The following is a 22,464-nucleotide window of genomic DNA, read 5'->3' as shown; positions in this document are numbered from 1 at the left end:
TTACCTTTATAGTAAAATAAATTTTAGTAATGTGGGATTTATGTATTGATTAATGTAGCAACAAAGATATTATTGTTATTAGGAGAAATGTTATGAATATACAGATATTTGGAAAACCAAAATGTTTTGACACAAAAAAAGCAGAGCGTTATTTTAAGGAGAGAGGCGTTAAGTATCAATTAATTGATTTAACTCAAAAGGGAATGAGCAAAGGAGAATACAATAGTATCAAGCAATCCGTAGGTGGGTGGCAAGAATTATTTGACGAAAATGCAAAAGATCAAAATTTAGTAGCTTTAATAAAATATTTAGCCGAAGAGGATAGGGAGGAGAAGTTATTGGAAAATCAGAAACTAATATGCACTCCAATTGTTCGAAATGGTAAAATAGCTACGGTTGGATATAAGCCTGAAATATGGAAGACATGGGATAAGTTATGAAAACTAATAGTTATTATTCGACAGGGGAATTTGCAAAAAGAGCAAAGGTATCAATAAGAACAATTCGATATTATGATAAAGAAGGAATATTAAAACCAACTTATATTAATGAAGTGGGTTACCGTTTTTATACGGATGCCGACTTTGCAAAATTACAAAAAATACAAACGTTAAAATATCTAGGATTTTCACTTGAAGAAATCATTGATTTAACAATTAATGATAATGATTATAATTACATTACGAAATCGTTCGAGATGCAATTAGATTTAGTCAGACAGAAAATAGAACATTTACAATTAGTAGAGCAATCCATAATTGAAACTTCAAAATACGTTCAAGATAAAGAAAATATTGATTGGGAGCATATGATTCATTTAATTCAAGTAATGAATATGGAGAAAAGTATTATAGAACAATATAAAAGTGCTTCAAATTTAAAAATTCGTATCAAGTTGCATAGCCAGTATTCAACAAATAAGATTGGTTGGTATCCTTGGATTTTCTCTAAGTTAGAGTTAAAGCCACACCAGAAAGTATTAGAGATTGGTTGTGGAGATGGCGAAATGTGGAGGGTAAATGAGAATCTAATTCCCAAAGATGTAGATATTAAATTAACAGATATTTCAGAGGGCATGGTAAATGCAGCTAGAGAAAGTCTAGACCATATAAATTCTAATATTTCATTTCAGGCAATGGATTGCCATGAGATGCCTTTTGAAGATGGTGAATTTGATATTATTATCGCAAATCATGTATTATTTTATCTTAAAGATTTAGATAAGGCTTTAAGTGAGATAAAAAGAGTAATGAAGCCAAATGGTATCTTTATTTGTAGTACTTATGGAAGAAATCATATGAAAGAAGTTACTGAGTTTACTAAGGAATTTGACCCTAGAATAAATCTATCAGAAGTTGATCTGTATGAAATTTTCGGATTAGAAAATGGAGATACTAAATTAAACAAATATTTTACTCAGGTTACTACTACGAAGTATGAGGATTCGCTAATATTAGATGAGGAGCAATTATTAATTGATTATGTCTTGTCTTGTCATGGAAATCAAAAGGAATACATTGTGCAGTGCTATCAGGATTTTAAAGAATTCTTACATGAAAAGATTATGAAAAAAGGTTATCTAAAGATAACAAAAGATGCTGGAGTATTTATATGTAAAATAACAAAATAACTAAGGATTGATATTTCATATTTCATATGCTAGAATATACTTTGACAATCAAAGCAATTTGAATGAAAAGTAGATTTAGGAGGATCTTATGATAGTTGAACCAAAAGTAAGGGGATTTATCTGCACAACAGCACATCCCTTAGGTTGTAAGGAAAATGTAAAATTACAAATTGAATATATTAAAAAGCAAGGAATTATAAATGGACCTAAAAAAGTACTTATCATTGGAGCTTCTACAGGGTATGGATTAGCATCACGTATTGCTGCTGCTTACGGGAGTGGAGCTTCTACCATTGGAGTTATGTATGAAAAGGAAGCTACCGAGAAAAGAACAGCAACTCCAGGTTGGTATAATACGCAAGCATTTGAAGAGTACGCGATTAAAGATGGTTTGTATGCAACGTCAATTAATGGAGATGCTTTTTCAAGAGACGTAAAAGAACAAGTAATTACGCGTGTGAAAGAGGATCTAGGAAAAGTTGATATGGTTATTTATAGTTTAGCTGCTCCTAGAAGAACGATGGAAGATGGTACAGTATATCAATCTGTTTTGAAAACGACTGAAGATAATTATACAAATAAATCTTGGAATCTTAGAGATAACACAATATCAGAAGCAACTGTTATTCCAGCAACAGAGGATGAAGTGAATGCCACTGTAAAAGTAATGGGCGGTGAAGATTGGATGGATTGGATAAAAGCTTTGTCCGATGCGGATGTATTAGAACAGGGTGCAGTTACAATCGCATATTCTTATATTGGTCCGAAATTAACATATCCGATTTATTACAATGGTACGATTGGTATGGCTAAGAAGCATTTACATGAATCGGCAGAACGATTAAATCAGACCTTTGCAAATAAAGGGATAAAAGCATATGTATCAGTTAATAAGGCGTTAGTAACACAAGCTAGTAGCGCTATTCCTATTGTCCCACTTTATTTTGCTATTCTATATAAGGTAATGAAGGAAAAAGGAATACATGAAGGTTGCATCGAACAAATTGGACGCCTTTTTCACGAAAAATTAGCTAACGGAATAGCCCAAGTTGATGAGCACAATTTAATTCGATTAGACGATTATGAGTTAAAGGAAGATATACAAAAAGAAGTTTTTGAAATCTGGGATAGAATTAATTCAGATAATATTCTTGAATTAGCAGATATTAAGGGATATTGGGATGACTTTTATCGTATGTTTGGTTTTGGATTTGATCAGATAGACTACACACAAGATGTTGAGATTTAATATTATAGATTAGTTAAATACATTTAAATTAATTACAATAAAAAACTTTGGCTCTTTGTCAAGTGTTGGGGTGTGAGGTGCGTTGCACCCGCACTAACACTGACAATAGAGCTATTTTTATGACTAGGTTCTATAATAGATGTTTTTTTGCATGACAAATAAGCCTCTTGAAAACCGACCATTTTTTTACATAGAACTGTGAATGATACGTGTACGAAATCTTTCGAAATTACGTACACCATAAGAACTTCTTTTTAGTACTTTGATTTTATTATTGAATCCTTCCGTAGGTCCATTTGTATATCCATACTTAAAGGCATTAAGTATATACTCAGACCAGCGTCTATATGTTTTTGCACATGCTTCAAATTCGTGTAATCCAGAGCTTTCAGCACTTTTTACCCACTCCCAAAATTCAGTTCTTTGATATGTATAGCTATTACTCTGACATATTTCATAGAACCATTCTTTTAACCTGTGAGCTAGTCGTAAATCATCACTGTATTGTAGCATTAAATCACAGGCTTTTTTGTTGTCATCTTTTAATTTAGAATATCGAGTCAGTATAAGTTTTCTACTTCGCTTATAGTACTTTCTAAGAGTTGGTGTCATGGATGCTTGTAAACGTTTACGAACACTTTCAATTGCCCAGGAAACCTGACGAATGTAGTGATATTTATCTACGATGATTGTGGCATTAGGAAAGAATGTTTTGGCAAGATCTATATAAGGTTGCCACATATCAGAAATAAAAAATTTAACACGATATCTTTCATCACGACTGCAAGATTTAAAATACTCAATAAGATGGGACTGAGTACGATCCGGTAAAATATCAAGAATACATTTTTTCTTTGCATCCACCAGAATACATTGATATTTGGAATCACCAGCATTCCCTTTAAATTCATCAATTGAAATGCATTGAGGAATATGTGGTTTATCATACGAGAGTGTATCAAGAATACGTATTACTGTATTCATTGAGACATTAGTTTGGGAAGCAACATATTTAATACTGTTGGTTGAACGAAGCAATTCAACAATTTTGAAGGATAGTCGTGTTGTACGTTGCTGATATTTAGCTATAAAACTATATTTCTCGTAAAAACGTTTACCACAAGAACATACATATCTTCGTTTTCTTAACAATAAATAAGCATTGGACAACTGAAAAGGTAAGTCTTTAATTTTCTGCCAACGATAATCGTGTATTTTAGATGTTCCAGCTCCACAACAAGGACAAATTTGAGGTTTGGGATTGGTTTCAATCTTGATAATAATTCCATCTAAAGTGTGTTGCACACTTTTTAATTTTACACCTTCTAAATTTAAAAGATTTTTGTTACAATTAGATTGCATCTATATAAAATACCTCCTTTAAAATGTTAGCTTTGGTCGGTTGGCATGTGAAGAGGCTTTATATAGATGTATTTTAATATAAAAACAAAAATGTTGGAAGTGTGTTTTTAACACACCCCAACATTTATTATAGAACCAAAACTTTAGCATTTACTGAAATTATAATATTACAGTAATGCTAGAGTTTTTACTTTTTCATAAGAATTTCATTTAACAACAACAATTTATATAATTATTGCTTTTATTATATAAATTGATATGGTAGAAAAAAGATAATATTGTAAAAAATAGACGATTGTGTTACCATAAAAGATGGTTGAGTTGGACTTTTGACCACAACATTATACCGAGAGTTGCGTGACAAATGGCATGTTTCAAAATCTAGCCTAACAACATCATACCTAATATGTATAAAAACTAAAAATATATATAAGATAATATTGTTATATTTCAACGAAGTAAATAGTTTTGCAATCACTTATCAAAAAGGAGATAACTTTATGGATACGAAGGAAGAATGGTATAATAAGCAAGAATATGTAGATTATCATGATGTAATAGAATGTATCGCAAGTGCTTTGGATGCAAAAGATCCATATACAGCCAACCATTCAAGTAGAGTTAGTGATATGGCACAAAAGGTTGCAATACTTATGGATTTGGAAGAATGTGATATTCAAGAGATTAGAATTGCTGCACATTTACATGATATTGGAAAAATAGGAATTCCAGATGCAATATTAAATAAAAAGAGCAAGCTAAACAAAGAAGAATGGGATAAATTAAGAGAACATCCTAGAATAGGAGCAAAAATACTTAGAAAGTCCAGTAGATTTCAGAGCATTAGTGATATTGTATTACACCATCACGAGAGATATGATGGGAAAGGTTACCCAGATGGAATCTGTGGCAATGATATTTCTCTAGGTGCAAGAATAGTTATGATATGTGATTCAATTGATGCTATGTTAAATAATAGATGTTATCGAAAAGCTTTTACAGAAAACTACTGTTATCAGGAAATAAGAGAGAATCTTGGTAAGATGTATGATCCTTTGATAGGTCAATATGTTTTAGAACATTGGAATGATATTGTTAATATGGAGAACTTTGTAAATGATTTAATTGGGTGATCTAATTGAATTTATTATTAAGCAAAAAGGCATAAAATATAAAAACTAAGTGATTTTTATATTTTATGTCTTTTTGCGTGATTGAAAGAATTATTATAATTTTATCCATCAAAATACCTTTACAATTAGCTCTGTTTTGATAATATTAAATATAAGATTGTTAAAAATAATATATTAATTTATAAATAGAGGATTCAGAGAATAAGAGGTTACATATAAAATTATAGATTAGAAATTTGACTTATGTATTTAGTGGGTCACAAAATTGGAAAGGCGTAGAAAGATATATGGAATATATACAAGCAAAGACAATAGTAACAAAAACAAAAAGTTCAGAATGGTTTGGAATTGACTACAATATGAATATTTATAAAGGTTGTTGTCATGGATGTATCTATTGTGACAGTCGTTCAGAATGCTATAGAATTGAACATTTTGATCAAGTTAGAGCGAAGAAAGATGCACTTTTGATTATTCGTGATGAACTAAGACGTAAAATAAGAACAGGGATAATTGGTACTGGTTCTATGAGTGACCCTTATAATCCGTTTGAAAAAGAATTGCAGCTTACAAGACATGCATTAGAATTAATAGATGCTTTTGGTTTTGGTGTGGCAATAGCAACAAAAAGTCCGCTTATAACAAGAGATATCGATATCTTAACCAGTATTATGGAACATTCGCCAGTGTTATGTAAGATAACGATAACTTCACTTGATGATGAACTAAGTAAAAAAATTGAACCAGGTGTTGCAGTATCTTCGAAACGATTTGAAGCAATTAAAGAATTATCAGAGCACGGAATCTATACTGGGATTCTACTGATGCCAGTGTTACCCTTTCTTGAAGATAATGAAGAAAATATTCGTGGAATTATTGAAAAAGCAGATGAGTGTGGGGCTAAATTTATATATCCAGCTTTTGGCGTTACATTAAGACAGAATCAGAGAGAATGGTATTATGATAAATTAAGAGAATTATTTCCAGAACAAAACCTAGTATCTGAGTACACGAATAAATATGGAAATTATTATGAATGTCATAGCCCTAAGGCTAAAAAATTATACCTGCTACTTGAAGAGGAGTGCAAGAAAAGAGGAATTCTATATAAGATGGAGGATATTAAGCATTCCTACAAACAAAAATATCAGATGACACAACTTAGCTTATTTGATGATTAATAAAATTCATTTTTGTACACCTAATACAGGATACCAAACTATATATAAAAAAATAAGATATGTACGAAAAAATATAGAAAATTATTTTTATTATTACAAAATGAATACAATTCTCGCTCAAAGGTATACTAATCCTTAAAATAGCTTTCATTTACTAGTAGATTATCCCAAAAAGATTAAAACTATAAATGAAAAATTATCAAGGAGGCATAAAATTGAGTGAAGTAAAATTAGAGGAAGGTCGAGTTAGTTATCATGATTCGGTCGAGGAAATGCTTAAAAGAATTCGTGAAGATGGTATGTCAAATGTATTTGACCGTTGGACGAAACAAGAGAAGATTAGATGTAAATTTTGTTTAGAAGGTATGAGCTGTCAATTATGTTCTCAAGGTCCATGTAGGATTAATCTAAAAGGAGAGCAGCATAAAGGTGTATGTGGTATTGGACCAGATGCCATGGCAATGAGAAATCTACTATTACGTAATATTATGGGAGCTGGAACTTACAGCCACCATGCTTATGAAGCATTTCGTACACTGAGAGCAACAGGAGAAGGTAAGACTCCATTTCAGATCAAAGATGTAGATAAATTAAAATGGATGTGTGAAAAAGTTGGAATTGGTCAGAATGATGATATTAATAAAATGGCAGTTGATTTAGCTAATTTTCTTGAAGCAGAAATGGGTAAAGATATTGAGGAACCAAGTGTTATGGTTGATGTATTTGCGCCTAAAAAGAGAAAAGAAGTATGGAAAAACCTTGGAATCTATCCAGCCGGAGTAGTCCATGAAGAACAAAATGCAGTTGCAAGTTGTCTTACAAATGTGGATGGTGATTATGTCTCACTTGCAAAAAAAGCACTTAGCTTAGGTTTAGCAACGATATATACTGCTCAGATTGGTCTTGAGATGGCTCAAGATATTTTATTTGGAACGCCAACACCACATGAAGTTGACGTGGATTTGGGAATTATGGATCCAGAGTATGTTAATATCGTATTTAATGGACATCAACCATTTGTGGGTGCATGCACGATAGAAAAAGTAAGGCAAGAAGCGATTCAGAAGAAAGCAATAGAAGCTGGTGCAAAAGGAATTCGTATTGTTGGTTCCATCGAAACTGGACAAGAATTATTGCAACGATTTGAAGTGGATGATGTATTTGTGGGTCTAATGGGTAACTGGTTAACAATTGAACCTCTTTTAGCGACAGGTACAGTAGATGTCTTTGCAATGGAGGAGAACTGTTCACCACCTGCTATCAATGAATATGCGAAGAAATATCAGTTTGCTTTAGTTGGAATCAGTACAATCATTGGTGTACCCGATATGGACCATTCCATTCCTTATAACCCAGATAAAGTTGGAGCAATGGCAGATGAATTAATTCATCTTGCAATTGAAAACTTTAAGAAGAGAAAAGGCAATATAATAGCAAAGGTTCCAAAGATTACAACGAAAGCGATTGCCGGTTTTTCAACAGAAGCAGTGCTTAAAGCTTTGGGTAATAAATTAGATCCATTGGTTGACGTAATTGCTGCTGGTAAGGTTAAGGGAGTAGTAGCTTTAGCCAATTGCTCTACTTTAAGAAATGGCCCTCAAGATTGGAACTCCATTAATTTAGTAAAAGAACTAATTAAGAAAGATATTTTGGTTGTGGCTGGTGGTTGCGGTAATCATGCTTTAGAGGTTGCAGGATTATGTAATCTAGATGCAATTAATCAAGCAGGAGATGGGCTAAAGGAAGTTCTAAATATGCTACAGATTCCTCCAGTATTAAGCTTTGGTACTTGTACTGATACAGGAAGAATCTCTATGCTTGTTACCGAATTAGCAAATCACCTTAATGTTGATATTCCAGATCTTCCAATCGCAGTTACTGCACCTGAATGGATGGAACAGAAAGCAACAATTGATGGTGTATTTGCAGTTGCTTATGGTGCTTATACACATTTATCACCTACACCATTTATTACTGGAGCAGATAGACTAGTGAAATTATTAACAGAAGATGTAGAAGGTTTAACTGGTGGAAAAATAGCTTTAGGCGATGATCCGAAAGAAGTTGCAAATAATATTGAAGCCCATATCATGAAGAAGAGACAAGGAATGGGATTGAAGTAAAATTATATAAGCTGGTCGAAGAAATATATTTCTTCGACCAGCTTTTTTCTTAGGACTCATACACCTAAGTTAGATTATGCTAAAGGAGAAGTATACTCAATATAAATATTATTAGTAATTAAATAGAATGAAAGAATGGTAAATTTATATATATTACAATTCATAATGTTATATATAATTATATCTAATAAAAGAAATTGAACTTAATTTGTCAATAGAATATATATTATTCAAATCACTTTATGCATTGTGGCAAATAAGCCTAATATTTAGAATATATTTATAATAAAAATAGACAAATACCATCAATATACTCACAGAATAAAAATAAATAAATGTAATATCTTTGTTTTTTTATGAATAAAATTAGCAAAAAAGGAGATTGACATTAGCAAATTACGAGCCTATAATTAGCTAGCAAAATTATATATAACTCAAGTGGAGGCTAAGTAATGAATTTAAAAGATATTGTGCTTGGAAAGCCGATAAAGAATAGTCAACTTTGTCATGAAAAATTGACAAAGATATGGGGATTGCCAATAATGGCAAGTGATGCAGTTTCTTCGGTAGCATATGCGATAGAAGAAGTACTGATCGTTTTAGTACCTGTAATTGGATTCGCATCATTTCAGTATATTCCAAAGATTATTTTACCAATATTGTTTTTATTGACAATTTTAATTTTATCCTATTCTCAGATTATTGACCATTATCAAAATGGTGGAGGTGCTTATGCGGTAGCGCAAGAGAATATTGGTAAAACAGCTTCATTAATAACGGCAGCAGCTCTAATGATTGATTATATTATGACTGTTGCAGTTAGTATTTCATCATCTACAGCTGCTTTAGTATCTGCTTTCCCTGAAATTCATGATTATAAAGTTGTTGTTTCACTAATATGTGTAGCAATTATTACACTTATTAATTTACGTGGAGTTCGCGAAGCTTCAAAAGTATTTGGTTTACCTACCTACATATTTATCGTTTCTATGTTATTATTAATAATTGTTGGATTCTTTAAATTTATTACAGGCAATTTACATCCAATAGATTATAGTCAAGGGTTACTACCTAAAGAAACTGTAAATGGTATCGGATTATTAATTTTACTAAAGGCCTTTGCATCAGGATGTACTGCAATGTCAGGTGTTGAAGCAGTTAGTAATTCTGTACCAAGTTTTAAGGAACCAGCTGCACGTAATGCAAAACATATCTTAATTGCATTAGGAGCTATTATCATAGTAATATTCGGTGGTATGTCAATTTTAACAATTAAACTTCAAGCAATACCAGTAGCTGGACATACAGTATTGTCTCAAGTTTCAAATGCAGTTTTTGGGCATAGTTTTATGTATTATGTAATTCAAGTATTTACATCATTAATCTTAATTCTAGCAGCCAATACTGCATATAATGGTTTGCCACAATTATTATACATTTTGGCACATGATGGTTTTGTACCTAGACAGTTTTCTTCTAGAGGAACTAAATTAAGTTTTTCAAATGGTATTATGTTTATATGGATTGCTGCATCACTTTTAATTATCGTATTTAAGAGTGAAACACACCTTTTAATTCCATTATATTCGGTTGGAGTTTTTGTTTCCTTCACAATTGCTCAATTTGGTATGTTTTTAAAATGGATTAGAACAAAGGAAAAAGGTTGGCAATATAAATGTTGGATTAATGGATTTGGTGCACTTGTGACACTAGTAGTAGCCATTATTGAGTTTACTACTAAATTTACAGATGGTTCTTGGTTATTAGCAATTGCATTCCCTGTATTAATGTTTGGTATGTTTAGCATTAATAAGTATTACACTAAAATAGGACAAGAAATGAAGTTAGAACAATTTTATCCTTACTATGATAAAGAAGAGATTACTTCAACTCAATGTATCTTATTAGTACATGATATTAACAAACCATTGTTAAAATCAATTAATTATGCGAATTCAATATCAGATAACATAATGGCAGTTCATGTATGCCGCCATCCAGAACACGCAAAATCACTTAGAGAGCAATGGAAAAAACTTGATATCCCAGTAGAGTTAAAAGTTATCGAAACACCATATCGTGATATTATCAGACCATTAGATGATTATTTATGGCAAAGAGAATCAGAGCTAGAACATGGTCAGAATATTTCTGTTATTATAGCAAAATTCATTACAGAACACTGGTACGATGGCTTATTGCACAATCCAACGACTTATTTTATTACACATAATTTAAGTAAACATAAAAATGTTTCAACAATTATATTACCGTTCCATTATAAGTTCCAAAAGAAAAAGACAGATAGTAGTTCCTTGGAAGTAGACGAGTAATGATAAAGAAATAATAATTTTCTACTAAAAAGAGTTAGCTTTTGCTAGCTCTTTTTTAGCTTCATGATGTGAAATGGATAAATACATCTTTGTAAAATAGGATTGAATTGACGAGAAGTGTGAGATAAAATAAGTTAATAGTAAAAAAATAGTCAAATATATAATGAATTTTAGAATCCTAGAATTCAAGAAATATGATAATGGCAGAAGGAACGGAGGAAATGTATGATATTAGGAGCCTTAGAGGCTGGTGGTACTAAGATGGTTTGTGCAGTTGGAGATAATCAAGGTAATATTACTGATAAAGTTGTTATTCCAACAAAAACACCAGAAGAAACTATGAATAGTATTATTGACTATTTCCAGACAAAGAAAATTGAAGGACTAGGAGTAGGGAGCTTCGGACCAATTGATCTTAATCCAAAGTCAGAAACATATGGGCATATATTGAAAAGTCCTAAATTAGCATGGAATCAATATGATATTGTTGGAGTATTAGAGAGAGCACTACATATTCCGGTTGCAATAGATACGGATGTTAATAGCTCGGTACTTGGCGAAGTAACATATGGGTGCGCAAAAGATCTAGATCCTGTAGTATATATTACTGTAGGAACAGGCATAGGAATAGGAATCTATGTAAATGGTCATTTGCTCAATGGAATGCTACATCCAGAAGGTGGACATATTCTTATTACAAGACATAAAGATGATGTTTATCATGGGAAATGTCCTTTTCACGATAATTGCTTCGAAGGGTTAGCATCTGGTCCTGCAATTGAAGAAAGATGGAATCAGAAAGCAGAAGAATTAGCGCAAAAGGAGGAAGTGTGGCAGTTAGAGGCTTACTATATTGCGCAAGCAATCGTTCAGTATATCTTAATCTTATCCCCACGTAAAATAATACTTGGAGGTGGGGTAATGCATGTTTCAAAACTGCTTCCAATGATTCGAAGTAAGGTGATTAAGCTGCTTGGAGGATATTTAGATACCAAGGAATTAGCAAGGATTGATAAATATATTATTCCAGAAAGTTTGGCTGGAGATCAAGGTATTCTTGGTTGTTTGGAGTTAATACGTAGGAAATTAAGTGAGTAAATAATAGCTAAAGAGAATTCGTGACTAGGAATGGAGTGTATATGGAAATTTTAGTTGGAACATCAAATCTAAATAAAGTTGGAGATATAGAAAAAATCCTAAAAGGAACTAATGTTAACATATTATCTTCGAATGATGTGAACATCTCATTGAATGTACAAGAATCTGGTGCAACGCCAATTCAAAATGCTACAATTAAGGCACTTGCTTATCATAGAGAAACAGGATTAATTGTTACTTCTATGGATTCGGGGCTATATTTTTATGGAATGCCAAAGGATGATTGTAGACAACCAGGTATCTATGTGCGTAGAGTTAATGGAAAAGAATTAACAGATGAAGAAATGATAGAACATTATAGTGAAATTGCTAGTTTAAACGGAGGATCAATACGCTGCAGTTATTATACTGGTTTTTCCATAGTAATAGATGAAAATCATATTTATGAATATATGGATGATGATGAAACTGCCGAAGTGTATTCTTTTCTAATAGTTGATAAGCCGCATCGTAATAGAACACCAGGATGGCCATTAAATAGTCTATCAGTAGACGAACGAACAGGAAAATATTATATGGACATGGATGAATCAGCGTATGGAATTAACGATTGTGAACTGGAACAGAGAAAAGAGCAACGCAATCGAAGATTAAAAGAATTCTATTATAATGCACTAGAGATATAATTAGAATATATGTTTATTGAATCCGATATAGATGATTGATTGGCGCAGTATTATAAGATGTTTTATATAGTTAATAGAAGTTATAAGAAAATAATAGAAAGGTATGCCACAAAGTGATGTTAACAATCTCTTTTATAAGGCAAAAGGAAGGTAGCTTCCTTAGAATGGTGAAAATATGAACTTAAATTTTTATATGCCAACAAAAGTAATTATGGGAGAGGACTGCATCTCACAGAATGAGATGGAATTTACAAAGTTAGGTAGGAAAGCACTAATTGTAACAGGAGCTCATTCAGCAAAAATGAATGGATCTTTGGATGATATAATAAAGACTTTAGAATTGGTGAAAATAGATTATGTTATTTATGATAAAGTAAGGAGTAATCCAACTGTTACTTGCGTATATGAGGGTGCTAAAATTGCGAGAGATAATAATGTTGAATTTATTATTGCTATTGGTGGAGGATCTCCTATGGATGCTGGGAAAGCGATTGCTTTATTAGCGTGCCAAGATATTAAAGAAGATGAGATCTTTGGTGGGAATATATCGGATAAAGTGTTACCAATGGCTTTTGTTCCAACAACTGCTGGTACAGGTTCAGAGGTGACACAATATTCAATATTGACAAATGATAAGGCTGAGACAAAGACAAGCATCTCATCGCCATATTTATTTCCAACCGTGTCTTTTTTAGACGCTAAATACATGGATTCTTTATCTATCACAACAACTATAAATACAGCAATTGATGCTCTATCACATGCGGTGGAAGGAATGATATCGGTCAGAGCAACCGCACTTACGAATGCAATCGCTATAGAAAGTATTCAAAATATTGCCTCTTGTTTCGAAGAATTGAGAAGTGAGAAGGTCTCAAGAGTTGCTAGGGAAAAATTATTATATGGTTCGATGTTGGCTGGAATTGTAATTGCACATACTGGAACAACTGCAGTACATTCAATGGGCTATTCTTTAACTTATTTCAAAGATGTTGATCATGGTCGCGCAAATGGGTTATTATTAGGTGGATTTTTAGAATTCGTACAAAAGGCAAAGCCAGAGTTAATTGATACGATGTTAAAAGCCATGAATTTAACGTCAGTAGAAGAATTTCAAATATTAATGAATCAATTATTTGGAGATAAAGAAGAGATTACAATGGAAGAAATGAAGAAGTATACTTCGATTGCTATAAAAGCAAAAAATATTAAAAATTCAAGTGTAGAACCAGATGAAAACGTGATATTAGATATTTATAAAAAATCTTTTGGACTATCCTAAAAAATAGTCCGCTTAATACAAGGAGAATGCATTGATATATTATTATATTTATCATACAAAAATAGGAGATCTATTGCTAAAGTCAAGGGAAGAAACAATTACGCATATTCTGTTTTGCGATGAAAATGAGTATATAGAGAAAAACTTTGAAGAAAAACGGGAGACTCCTATTATACAGGAAGCATATCAACAACTACTTGAATATTTTAGTGGTACGAGAACAAAATTTGAATTATCAATTTCACCAGAGGGAACAGAATTTCAAAAGAAAGTATGGAATGCACTTAGGGACATACCATATGGTGAAACGAGAAGTTATAAGGAGATTGCAACCTTCATTGGCAATGAAAAAGCTTCCAGAGCAGTTGGAAATGCAAATAATAAAAATCCAATCCCAATTATCATTCCTTGTCATCGTGTTATTGGCGCGAATGGAAAACTGGTAGGTTATGCTGGTGGCTTAGATAAGAAGAAGAAATTACTAGATATTGAAGCAATCTGATGGTTATACCGTCAAATGAGTAATATATGATTTAATCATTTGACGGATTGCTAAGAATCTAAAATTGTTAAAATAAATAAAAAAATAAAATAAAATAAAAAAATATAAATAATTGCAATATTATGTCGATATGTATTATAATAAAAAGTGAACACAATCAAATAGCTTAAATGATAACAATGGGAGCAATAAATAGGGGATATAAGGAGAGATAAATGATATGTCGTCAATAAATCAAGTATCAAATATTGATCATAAATCAAATATACAAGCAAAATCTAGTAGAGCAATGAAGACATCTGGAGCAAGTTTTGATTCTTATTTAGGTGAATCAAGCTCAATGGATAAGATTTTTGATAAAGCAGCAGCAAAATATAATATACCTGTTGAATTATTAAAGGCAGTTGGAAGAACAGAATCTAATTTTAATGCAAAAGCAGTGTCCTGCTGTGGTGCACAGGGTGTAATGCAACTTATGCCAGCTACTGCAAGAAGCTTAGGTGTTTCTGATTCTTTTGATGCAGAGCAAAACATTATGGGTGGAGCTAAATACCTATCCTCCCTTTTGAAGAAATATAATGGTAATACAAAATTAGCAGTTGCTGCATATAATGCAGGTAGCGGGAATGTTGCAAAATATGGTGGTATACCTCCATTTAAAGAAACACAGAATTATGTAAAGAAAGTATTAGGATTTATGAAAGGTACCGACACTTCTGGATCAAGTAGTAATATCGATACAAGTACAAATAGAGATAATTCTAATACTACGAATACTACAAATAATTCTATTCCATCAAGTAGTACGAGTAATTCTAACGGTGTATACTATAATCATGACGGTATCATCACATATTCGAATGATGATGAGCCAGTATACGCACAAACAGATGATTCTGGTAGTTTAGATGATAGCTTTACTTATGATGATTATTTAAGATTTTTAACACAATTCTTAGAAGATCAAAAAAAATCAGACAGTGAAAATAACTCATCCTATTATGCATCGAAGCAATTGAGTTATAGTTTGCCTGTGGTTAATCTAATAAATTCAAATAATTAATTATATAAAAAGGGAAAGGATTCAAGGCAATGTTTGAATCCTTTCCTATTTTTTATGATTTAATATGCGGTAGAAGTGACGTTAGCACTATTTGCAATAAATAGGCCATTTTTTATACTATACTTTGGATATAATGTGATTATAATGAATTAATAAGAGAACAATAGAATGATGTTTTGTACTTGATTAATAGGTCGTCAAAGCGACAGATGGGAGTTTGATATGAAAGAGTTAATATTTTCAGGAGCAGGAGTTGCTATAATAACACCAATGAATGAAGATGGTTCCGTTAATTTCGATGTATTAGGAGAACTTTTAGAGTTTCAGATAAATAATAAAACAGATGCAATTGTAGTTACAGGAACAACTGGGGAGTCTGCTACTTTAGAGGATCCAGAACACTTAAAAGTAGTAGAGTATGCAGTAAATTATGTGAATAAAAGGATTCCAGTAATAGCAGGTGTTGGGAGTAATAATACAGCTCATGCAGTAATGATGTCCAAAGAAGCAAAGAAACTTGGTGCAGATGCATTATTACATGTAACACCATACTATAATAAAACCTCACAAAGAGGATTAGTGAAACATTACGAAACTTGCGCGAAGGCTACAGACTTACCTATTATTTTATATAATGTTCCTTCAAGAACAGGCGTTAATATTCTGCCAGACACATATGCAACCTTAAGTAAAATTGATACGATTGTAGCTGCAAAAGAAGCAAGTGGAAATCTTCGTCAAGTTGAAGAAGTAATCTCATTATGTGGGGATAGACTTACTATATACTCTGGAAATGACGATCAGATAACAGATGTATTAGAACTTGGTGGCAAGGGAGTTATTTCTGTATTATCTAATGTTTTACCAAAAGAGACACATGATATATGCCAAAGCTTTTTGGACGGAGATAAAATGAAGAGTAGAGAATTACAAGAAAAGTATAAAGAATTAATTCAAGCACTCTTCATGGATGTTAATCCTATTCCAGTAAAGCAAGCGCTTAATTTTATGGGATATCAAGTTGGAAGTTGTAGACTACCATTATGTGATCTTGAAGAAATACAAAAAGATAAATTATTAACTGTTATGAAGAAATATGAAATCATCAAAGAGAAAGAGCTAGTGAAAATATATTAATAAAATAAAAGTTCAAAGCTCTTTATTATAGAACTTTATTTAATACCTATAATATCGAGCTTATTTAAAAGAGATTACCGAAGTTAAATGGTAGTCTCTTTTGCTGTATTATTGAACCATATCTTTCTTAGTATAAAAATAGACAATAGAAAGAAATGTTTATTAAATACTAGATATAATCAAGATCAGATGATAAAATAATAATAAAAATACCTAAAAAGAAAGTAGGAATAGCAATGGAAAATAAAAATCAAAATGAACTGTTTTGGAATGCGTCTTATCAAGAGATTAAAAATGGCTTCGTGGAAGCTGACGGAAAAGTTACCTGTCTATTATGTGGACAAGAATATGTTATGGGTGAGATATACCCTTGGAATGAAAAGTTCTATGACGCTAGAAAAATGGTAGAAATTCATATAGAAGAAAACCACAAATCAGTTCTAGATTATATTTTAAACATGAATTCTACTTTTCTTGGTATTTCAGAGATTCAGCATGATATAATCGAATTATTTGCGCTTGGGTTATCGGATAAGGAAATAGCAGAAAAGAAAGGAATAAGTGCATCTACGATTCGTAATTATCGTTTTAAATTTCGAGAAAAAGAGAAACAAGCAAAACTATTCTTAGCTTTAATGGAATTACTCGAAGCGAAGAGCCAAAAAGGCATCAATGTTCTAGCGAATACAAAATTATGTGATGCAAATAAAACTGCGAATATGATAGATGATCGTTATAATACAACTGAAGATGAGAAGAAGAAAATACTTGAAACTTATTTTAAAAAAGATGGTGCATTAAAAGAGTATCCATCAAGAGAGAAAAGAAAGTTAATTGTACTTGATGAAATCAATAAGAATTTTAAAGTAGGTAAAAAGTATTCAGAACAAGAGATTAATACAATACTTAAAAGAATCTATGAGGATTTTCCTTATATTCGAAGAGCACTCGTAGAGTATGGCTTTTTAGTTAGAACGAAGTCTGGAGAGGAATATTGGGTGAAGGAATAATAAAAATTAATAAATAATAAGTTTACTTTATCATATCTAGTTAATACTATATGGGAGCAATGTGAAGTAAAGCGTTTCACATAATAAAAACATTGAAGGATGTGATTTTATTAAAATTCCAAAACATATCGGTATTATACCAGATGGTAATCGAAGATGGGCATTAAATGAAGGATATGAGAAGCAGGATGGGTATCATTATGGCTTGAATCCCGGACTCGAGGTATTAAGATTAGCTATGAGTTATGGGATAGGCGAAATTACTTTTTACGGTTATACCATGGATAATTGTAAGAGACCAAAGATTCAGATGGAAGCATTTTCAAAGGCTTGTGTGGAAGCGGTTCAATTAATGGGACAAGAGAGCATATCATTATTAGTAGTAGGGAACACAGTATCAAAATCATTTCCTGAAGAATTAAAACCATATTGCAAACGTACCGATTTTCATGGTGGAGGTATTAAAGTTAATCTACTTGTGAATTACGGATGGGAATGGGATCTGAATTGCAAAGATGTTATATCAAATGAGAATAAAGGAATTATGGAACGTCTTCACTCAAGAGATATTTCTAGAATGGACCTTATTATCAGGTGGGGTGGAATGAGAAGACTGTCAGGTTTCTTACCAGTACAAAGCGTATACTCAAACTTTTATATAATTGATAGCATGTGGCCTGATTTTAAGATGGAAGATTTTAATAGTGCGATGAAATGGTACGAACAACAAGATAATACTTTAGGTGGTTGAAAGATAGTTGCAATTGGTATGCAACTATTTTTTTGTGTTCACCTACCGTGAGCGAACTTTTGCGAGTTTTATTGTGTGAAATTCTAAATCACACTAAACATATAAAATTAATATATTAAATGGTTAAAATAGGTTGACACCACAAATGAAAACTACTATACTCAATGTTAAAATAATGTAATTCATAAGTTGAAATAATCACAATAAATTAGATGAGTAATGTATTGAGGATAAAGTAGGGTGAATTCACTTACAATAGAACGAAAGGAGATGAACTAGAATGAAGAGTACGGTAGAGAGAATTTGTTTTTTGGGTAAAGGTGGTACTGGAAAATCAGTGATTGTATCCAACCTAAGTGAAGCTCTAAATAAAAAGGGATATCGAGTTCTTCAAATAGGAAATGATATAAGTCTATGCTCCACACTTGTACTACGAGGTGATGCAGAAGTTACTCCTGTTCTTCCAAGTTATCGTGCATTGTATGACATTCAGCTAGATGATTATATTATGAAGAGTAAGAATGGAATTCTACTTATGGAATTAGGTAGTATTGAACCGGGAAGTGGATGTCTTGCAAGAGGGATTCACCATATAGATGAATTACTTGAAAGTCAACATATTATTGAAAAATATCAATTAGATTATATCCTTTATGATATTGCAGGTGAGACACCATGTACAGGTTTTATTCTTCCAATACGTGATGGGGTGATGAACAAATGTATGATTGTAACAACTGGAGAGTTCTCTTCGCTATCAACTGCAAATAATTTATTAATCGGAATTACAAAATGTAAGAGTAAGAAATATGATATAGGAGTTATCGTTAATTTTTCAGATGAGTTTCAGACGAAAGCTTTATTATCTGATTATGCGGGGAAAGTAAATGTTAAAGTCTTAGCATATCTTGACACTTTGGTTGCGATAAAGAATAGTTATCTACAATCAATGTCGTTATATGAAGCTAATCCAAAATCGGTAGCCATTGATACTTTTAATAAATTAGCAGAGGATATCATTCATTTTGTGGACAGTAGTCAGATTCAACCATTTTCTCAAAACGATCTATTACATTGGCAGAAAGAATGGAAGAGAAGGGCATACCAATATAACAATGGAATTATTGATGTGGATTTATCACAGAATATTTAATTAGTTATTATGATTTAGCGGTTGACACCCACGGTTTGTCGGGCGGCTAAAGGACGTACTTTTTATACTATGCTAGAAGCGTAAGATTGGAGCATATATGTTAGATCTCGTAATTAGTAATGGAATAGTAATTGATACAAAGAACACAGAGCAACATCCTCTGAATATTGGTATTAAAGATAATAAGATTGTGGTGGCTACTAATGACGTTTTAGAAGGAATAGAAAGTATTGATGCAACTGGTTTGTATGTATGTCCTGGATTTATTGATCCTCACGGTCATATTGATGGGCATCCTTACTCAGGAGAACTATCAGCATGCCAAGGAATTACCACAACAATTGGTGGTAATTGTGGTTTGAGTCCGCTAAGTACTGGACATTTTCTGAGAGAACAAGAAGAAAAAGGTTTTATTATTAATCAAGCAGAATTAATTGGTCATTCATTTACCTTAAGAAAACAAGCAGGAATATCAGATGTATATCGTAAAGCAACGAATAAAGAAATAGATAGGATGTGTGGGTTAGCAAGTGAAGCATTAGAAGAAGGTGCTTGTGGAATATCCTTTGGCCTTGATTATTCGCCAGGAGCTTCGTATGAAGAAATCCTACAACTTGCAAAAGTATGTGCTAAGTATGACAAAGTAATGCCAGTACATACTAGATTATTTACTTTATATGATAATCATTCCTTGTATGAGATGCTTAGTATCGCTAGGGCTACATGTGTTAAGTTACTTATTTCTCATTTTGTATATCAATATGGGGAAGGACTCATGGAGGATGCTTTAGAAATAATTGAAAAAGCGAGACAGAGCGGATTAAATATCATGTTAGATAGTGGTATGTATACAAACTGGGCCACTTTGGTAGATACAGCAACCTTTGACGAAAGGACCCTAAGAGATAATGATGTTATGTTATCAAAGTTGATTGTTGCGACAGGGAAATATTATGGAAGACATCTTACACCATCATTATACAAGGAATTAAGAAAATATCATAAGGATGATTCAATAATTTGTATAACAAATTGTAAAGATGAAATGTATATGGCACTTAATAGATCCTATTGTATGCCTTCGACAGATATAGGGCCATATCAAAAGGGAGAAGGTCATCCGCAGATAGCTGGAACTTATCCTAAATATATCAAAGAAATGGTGCGAGAACGAGGAGATCTATCAATAGAAATGGCTGTGAAGAAAGCAAGTTATTTACCTGCAAAATTATTTGGTTTTTGTAATAAAGGTCAAATAGATGTAGGATATGACGCAGATATTACAATTCTAAATCTGCAAGAAATAGAGGACCTTGCAAGATTTCCTCATGAAGGATATCCAGATACGAAACCAAAGGGAATCTACTATGTAATCATTAATGGTAAGATCGTTGTGGATCAAGGGATGACAAGAAATGAAAGAGCAGGTCGTGTTATCGATGGAAGAAATGGATGATCCTCTAATCTTTGTAATATAAATCATGCTTAAGAATGGAGAAAAAGATGAAAGATATTATACTAGAAATTGAGCATATCGAAAAAAGTTTTGGCGATACACAGGTTTTAAAGGGTATTAATTTATCAATAGAAAAAGGTGAATTTATTACATTATTAGGTGCTTCTGGTTGTGGAAAAACAACTACATTACGAATCATTTCAGGCCTTGAGACACCAGATAAAGGAAGCATTAAGCTGAATGGAATTGATGTGACAAAGGATGAGCCAAATAAGAGAAATGTAAATACTGTGTTTCAGAACTACGCATTATTCCCACACATGAATGTTGAAACTAATATTGCATATAGTCTTAAGTTGAAGAAAGTCGAAAAGAACCAGATTAAGCAAAGAGTTGCAGAAGCATTGCAATTAGTACAACTAATTGGATTTGAGAAAAGAATGCCTTCTGAATTAAGTGGAGGCCAAAAGCAAAGAGTTGCAATTGCTAGGGCAATTGTCAATAACCCAGATATATTATTACTCGATGAACCTCTTGGTGCACTTGATCTTCAACTAAGGAGGCAAATGCAAATAGAATTAAAAAACTTACAAAAGGAGCTTGGTATTACTTTTATTTATATCACACATGATCAAGAAGAAGCAATTAATATGTCAGATCGAATTGTTGTAATGAAAGACGGAAGATTTGAGCAAGTGGGAACACCGCATGAAGTCTATGATCTGCCAAAGACTAGTTACGTTGCCAGATTTGTAGGAACTGCGAATATTATAAGAGGTCAGATTGAAACAATGGAGAAAGAAACAATCACAGTGCATATGAAGAGCGGCAATGTGCAAGTAAAGAGGACGGATTCTCCATTGCAAATTCATGATGAGGTTACCATAGCAATACGAAGTGAAAACATTAATCTGATTGAGGAGAATGACGGCGAAAAGATTCAAATAGTAGAAGGAAAGGTATCAAAGGATGAAGAACCATTAGGCCTTACTGGGATTGTAAAAGAGAAGAACTTTGCTGCTGGATTACTTAGAATAAACGTGGAATTAATAGATGGAAAGGAAATTACTGCAAGTAGGCATGGCATTGACTCTACATTGGAAGTAGGAGATAGAGTAAGAGTTAGCTGGAAACCGGAAACTTATGTATTAGTAGATATGGTGGATAAGTATACAAAAAATTCGAATAGCAGTATTCTTCAAAATACGCTAGAGCCCTCCCTTATTAGTATGTCACCAGATGTGACAGATGGAACCAAGAGTACAAAATGTTCCTTAACTGATATTCCTGCAATAGACGACGGGAAGGAGTAAGC

19 protein-coding genes are annotated in these 22,464 nt (G+C 32.3%); 18 read left to right on the top strand and 1 reads right to left on the bottom strand.

Going from position 1 to position 22,464, the window contains the following annotated elements; all coding sequences use genetic code 11:
- Positions 1-92 precede the first annotated feature (92 nt).
- The 3 genes from bsdtb5_RS13005 to fabV all read left to right on the top strand — a co-directional run bounded on the left by bsdtb5_RS13005 (position 93) and on the right by fabV (position 2,879).
- Positions 93-440, top strand: coding sequence for an arsenate reductase family protein (locus bsdtb5_RS13005; protein ID WP_271712414.1), 348 nt, complete (start codon positions 93-95; stop codon positions 438-440).
- Complete coding sequence (locus bsdtb5_RS13000) at positions 437-1,630, top strand: MerR family transcriptional regulator (protein ID WP_271712413.1); 1,194 nt, start codon at positions 437-439, stop codon at positions 1,628-1,630. The genes bsdtb5_RS13005 and bsdtb5_RS13000 overlap by 4 nt, the downstream gene beginning before the upstream one ends.
- Before the next feature lie 88 nt (positions 1,631-1,718).
- On the top strand, positions 1,719-2,879 hold the full coding sequence (gene fabV, locus bsdtb5_RS12995; protein ID WP_271712412.1) for an enoyl-ACP reductase FabV: 1,161 nt from the start codon (positions 1,719-1,721) through the stop codon (positions 2,877-2,879).
- A 186-nt stretch (positions 2,880-3,065) separates the two neighbouring features.
- Here the strand turns inward: fabV and bsdtb5_RS12990 are convergent, their stop codons facing one another.
- The gene (locus tag bsdtb5_RS12990) at positions 3,066-4,241 is read right to left on the bottom strand and encodes an ISL3 family transposase (RefSeq protein ID WP_271712080.1); all 1,176 of its coding nucleotides are present in this window, start codon (positions 4,239-4,241) and stop codon (positions 3,066-3,068) included.
- A 500-nt stretch (positions 4,242-4,741) separates the two neighbouring features.
- Between bsdtb5_RS12990 and bsdtb5_RS12985 the strand changes: the two genes are divergently transcribed.
- The 15 genes from bsdtb5_RS12985 to bsdtb5_RS12915 all read left to right on the top strand — a co-directional run bounded on the left by bsdtb5_RS12985 (position 4,742) and on the right by bsdtb5_RS12915 (position 22,462).
- Complete coding sequence (locus bsdtb5_RS12985; RefSeq protein ID WP_271712411.1) at positions 4,742-5,374, top strand: HD-GYP domain-containing protein; 633 nt, start codon at positions 4,742-4,744, stop codon at positions 5,372-5,374.
- A gap of 287 nt (positions 5,375-5,661) precedes the next feature.
- Positions 5,662-6,555, top strand: a complete 894-nt coding sequence (locus bsdtb5_RS12980; RefSeq protein WP_271712410.1) for an SPL family radical SAM protein — start codon at positions 5,662-5,664, stop codon at positions 6,553-6,555.
- Positions 6,556-6,770: 215 nt separating this feature from the next.
- Complete coding sequence (gene cooS, locus bsdtb5_RS12975) at positions 6,771-8,678, top strand: anaerobic carbon-monoxide dehydrogenase catalytic subunit (protein WP_330611625.1); 1,908 nt, start codon at positions 6,771-6,773, stop codon at positions 8,676-8,678.
- Positions 8,679-9,130: 452 nt separating this feature from the next.
- Positions 9,131-11,011, top strand: coding sequence for an APC family permease (locus bsdtb5_RS12970; protein ID WP_271712408.1), 1,881 nt, complete (start codon positions 9,131-9,133; stop codon positions 11,009-11,011).
- Positions 11,012-11,236: 225 nt separating this feature from the next.
- Entirely contained in the window at positions 11,237-12,109 is an 873-nt protein-coding gene (locus bsdtb5_RS12965; protein WP_271712407.1) for an ROK family protein, read from the top strand.
- A 41-nt stretch (positions 12,110-12,150) separates the two neighbouring features.
- Positions 12,151-12,795: a non-canonical purine NTP pyrophosphatase gene (locus tag bsdtb5_RS12960; RefSeq protein ID WP_271712406.1), complete on the top strand. Its 645-nt coding sequence runs from the start codon at positions 12,151-12,153 to the stop codon at positions 12,793-12,795.
- Positions 12,796-12,970: 175 nt separating this feature from the next.
- Positions 12,971-14,077, top strand: a complete 1,107-nt coding sequence (locus bsdtb5_RS12955; protein ID WP_271712405.1) for an iron-containing alcohol dehydrogenase family protein — start codon at positions 12,971-12,973, stop codon at positions 14,075-14,077.
- 73 nt (positions 14,078-14,150) lie between these two features.
- Complete coding sequence (locus bsdtb5_RS12950) at positions 14,151-14,579, top strand: methylated-DNA--[protein]-cysteine S-methyltransferase (protein ID WP_271712404.1); 429 nt, start codon at positions 14,151-14,153, stop codon at positions 14,577-14,579.
- 220 nt (positions 14,580-14,799) lie between these two features.
- Positions 14,800-15,642, top strand: a complete 843-nt coding sequence (locus tag bsdtb5_RS12945; RefSeq protein ID WP_271712403.1) for a lytic transglycosylase domain-containing protein — start codon at positions 14,800-14,802, stop codon at positions 15,640-15,642.
- A 222-nt stretch (positions 15,643-15,864) separates the two neighbouring features.
- Positions 15,865-16,779: a 4-hydroxy-tetrahydrodipicolinate synthase gene (gene dapA, locus bsdtb5_RS12940; RefSeq protein WP_271712402.1), complete on the top strand. Its 915-nt coding sequence runs from the start codon at positions 15,865-15,867 to the stop codon at positions 16,777-16,779.
- Positions 16,780-17,015: 236 nt separating this feature from the next.
- Positions 17,016-17,789: a DUF2087 domain-containing protein gene (locus bsdtb5_RS12935; RefSeq protein WP_271712401.1), complete on the top strand. Its 774-nt coding sequence runs from the start codon at positions 17,016-17,018 to the stop codon at positions 17,787-17,789.
- Between the two features lie 109 nt (positions 17,790-17,898).
- Positions 17,899-18,540: a polyprenyl diphosphate synthase gene (gene uppS / locus bsdtb5_RS12930; RefSeq protein WP_271716100.1), complete on the top strand. Its 642-nt coding sequence runs from the start codon at positions 17,899-17,901 to the stop codon at positions 18,538-18,540.
- 280 nt (positions 18,541-18,820) lie between these two features.
- The gene (locus bsdtb5_RS12925; protein ID WP_271712400.1) at positions 18,821-19,693 is read left to right on the top strand and encodes a nucleotide-binding protein; all 873 of its coding nucleotides are present in this window, start codon (positions 18,821-18,823) and stop codon (positions 19,691-19,693) included.
- Positions 19,694-19,790: 97 nt separating this feature from the next.
- Positions 19,791-21,149 (top strand): amidohydrolase family protein, encoded by a 1,359-nt coding sequence (locus bsdtb5_RS12920; protein ID WP_271712399.1) that lies wholly within the window; start codon positions 19,791-19,793, stop codon positions 21,147-21,149.
- Positions 21,150-21,196: 47 nt separating this feature from the next.
- A complete protein-coding gene (locus bsdtb5_RS12915) occupies positions 21,197-22,462 on the top strand; it encodes an ABC transporter ATP-binding protein (protein WP_271712398.1) in 1,266 nt (421 codons plus the stop codon).
- The last annotated feature ends 2 nt before the right edge of the window (positions 22,463-22,464 follow it).

Origin of the sequence: Anaeromicropila herbilytica, from assembly GCF_016591975.1 — a bacterium.
GTDB classification, from domain to species: domain Bacteria; phylum Bacillota; class Clostridia; order Lachnospirales; family Lachnospiraceae; genus Anaeromicropila; species Anaeromicropila herbilytica.
The sequence above is the reverse complement of the archived record's forward strand: the minus strand, read 5'-3'. Positions and strand labels throughout refer to the sequence as shown.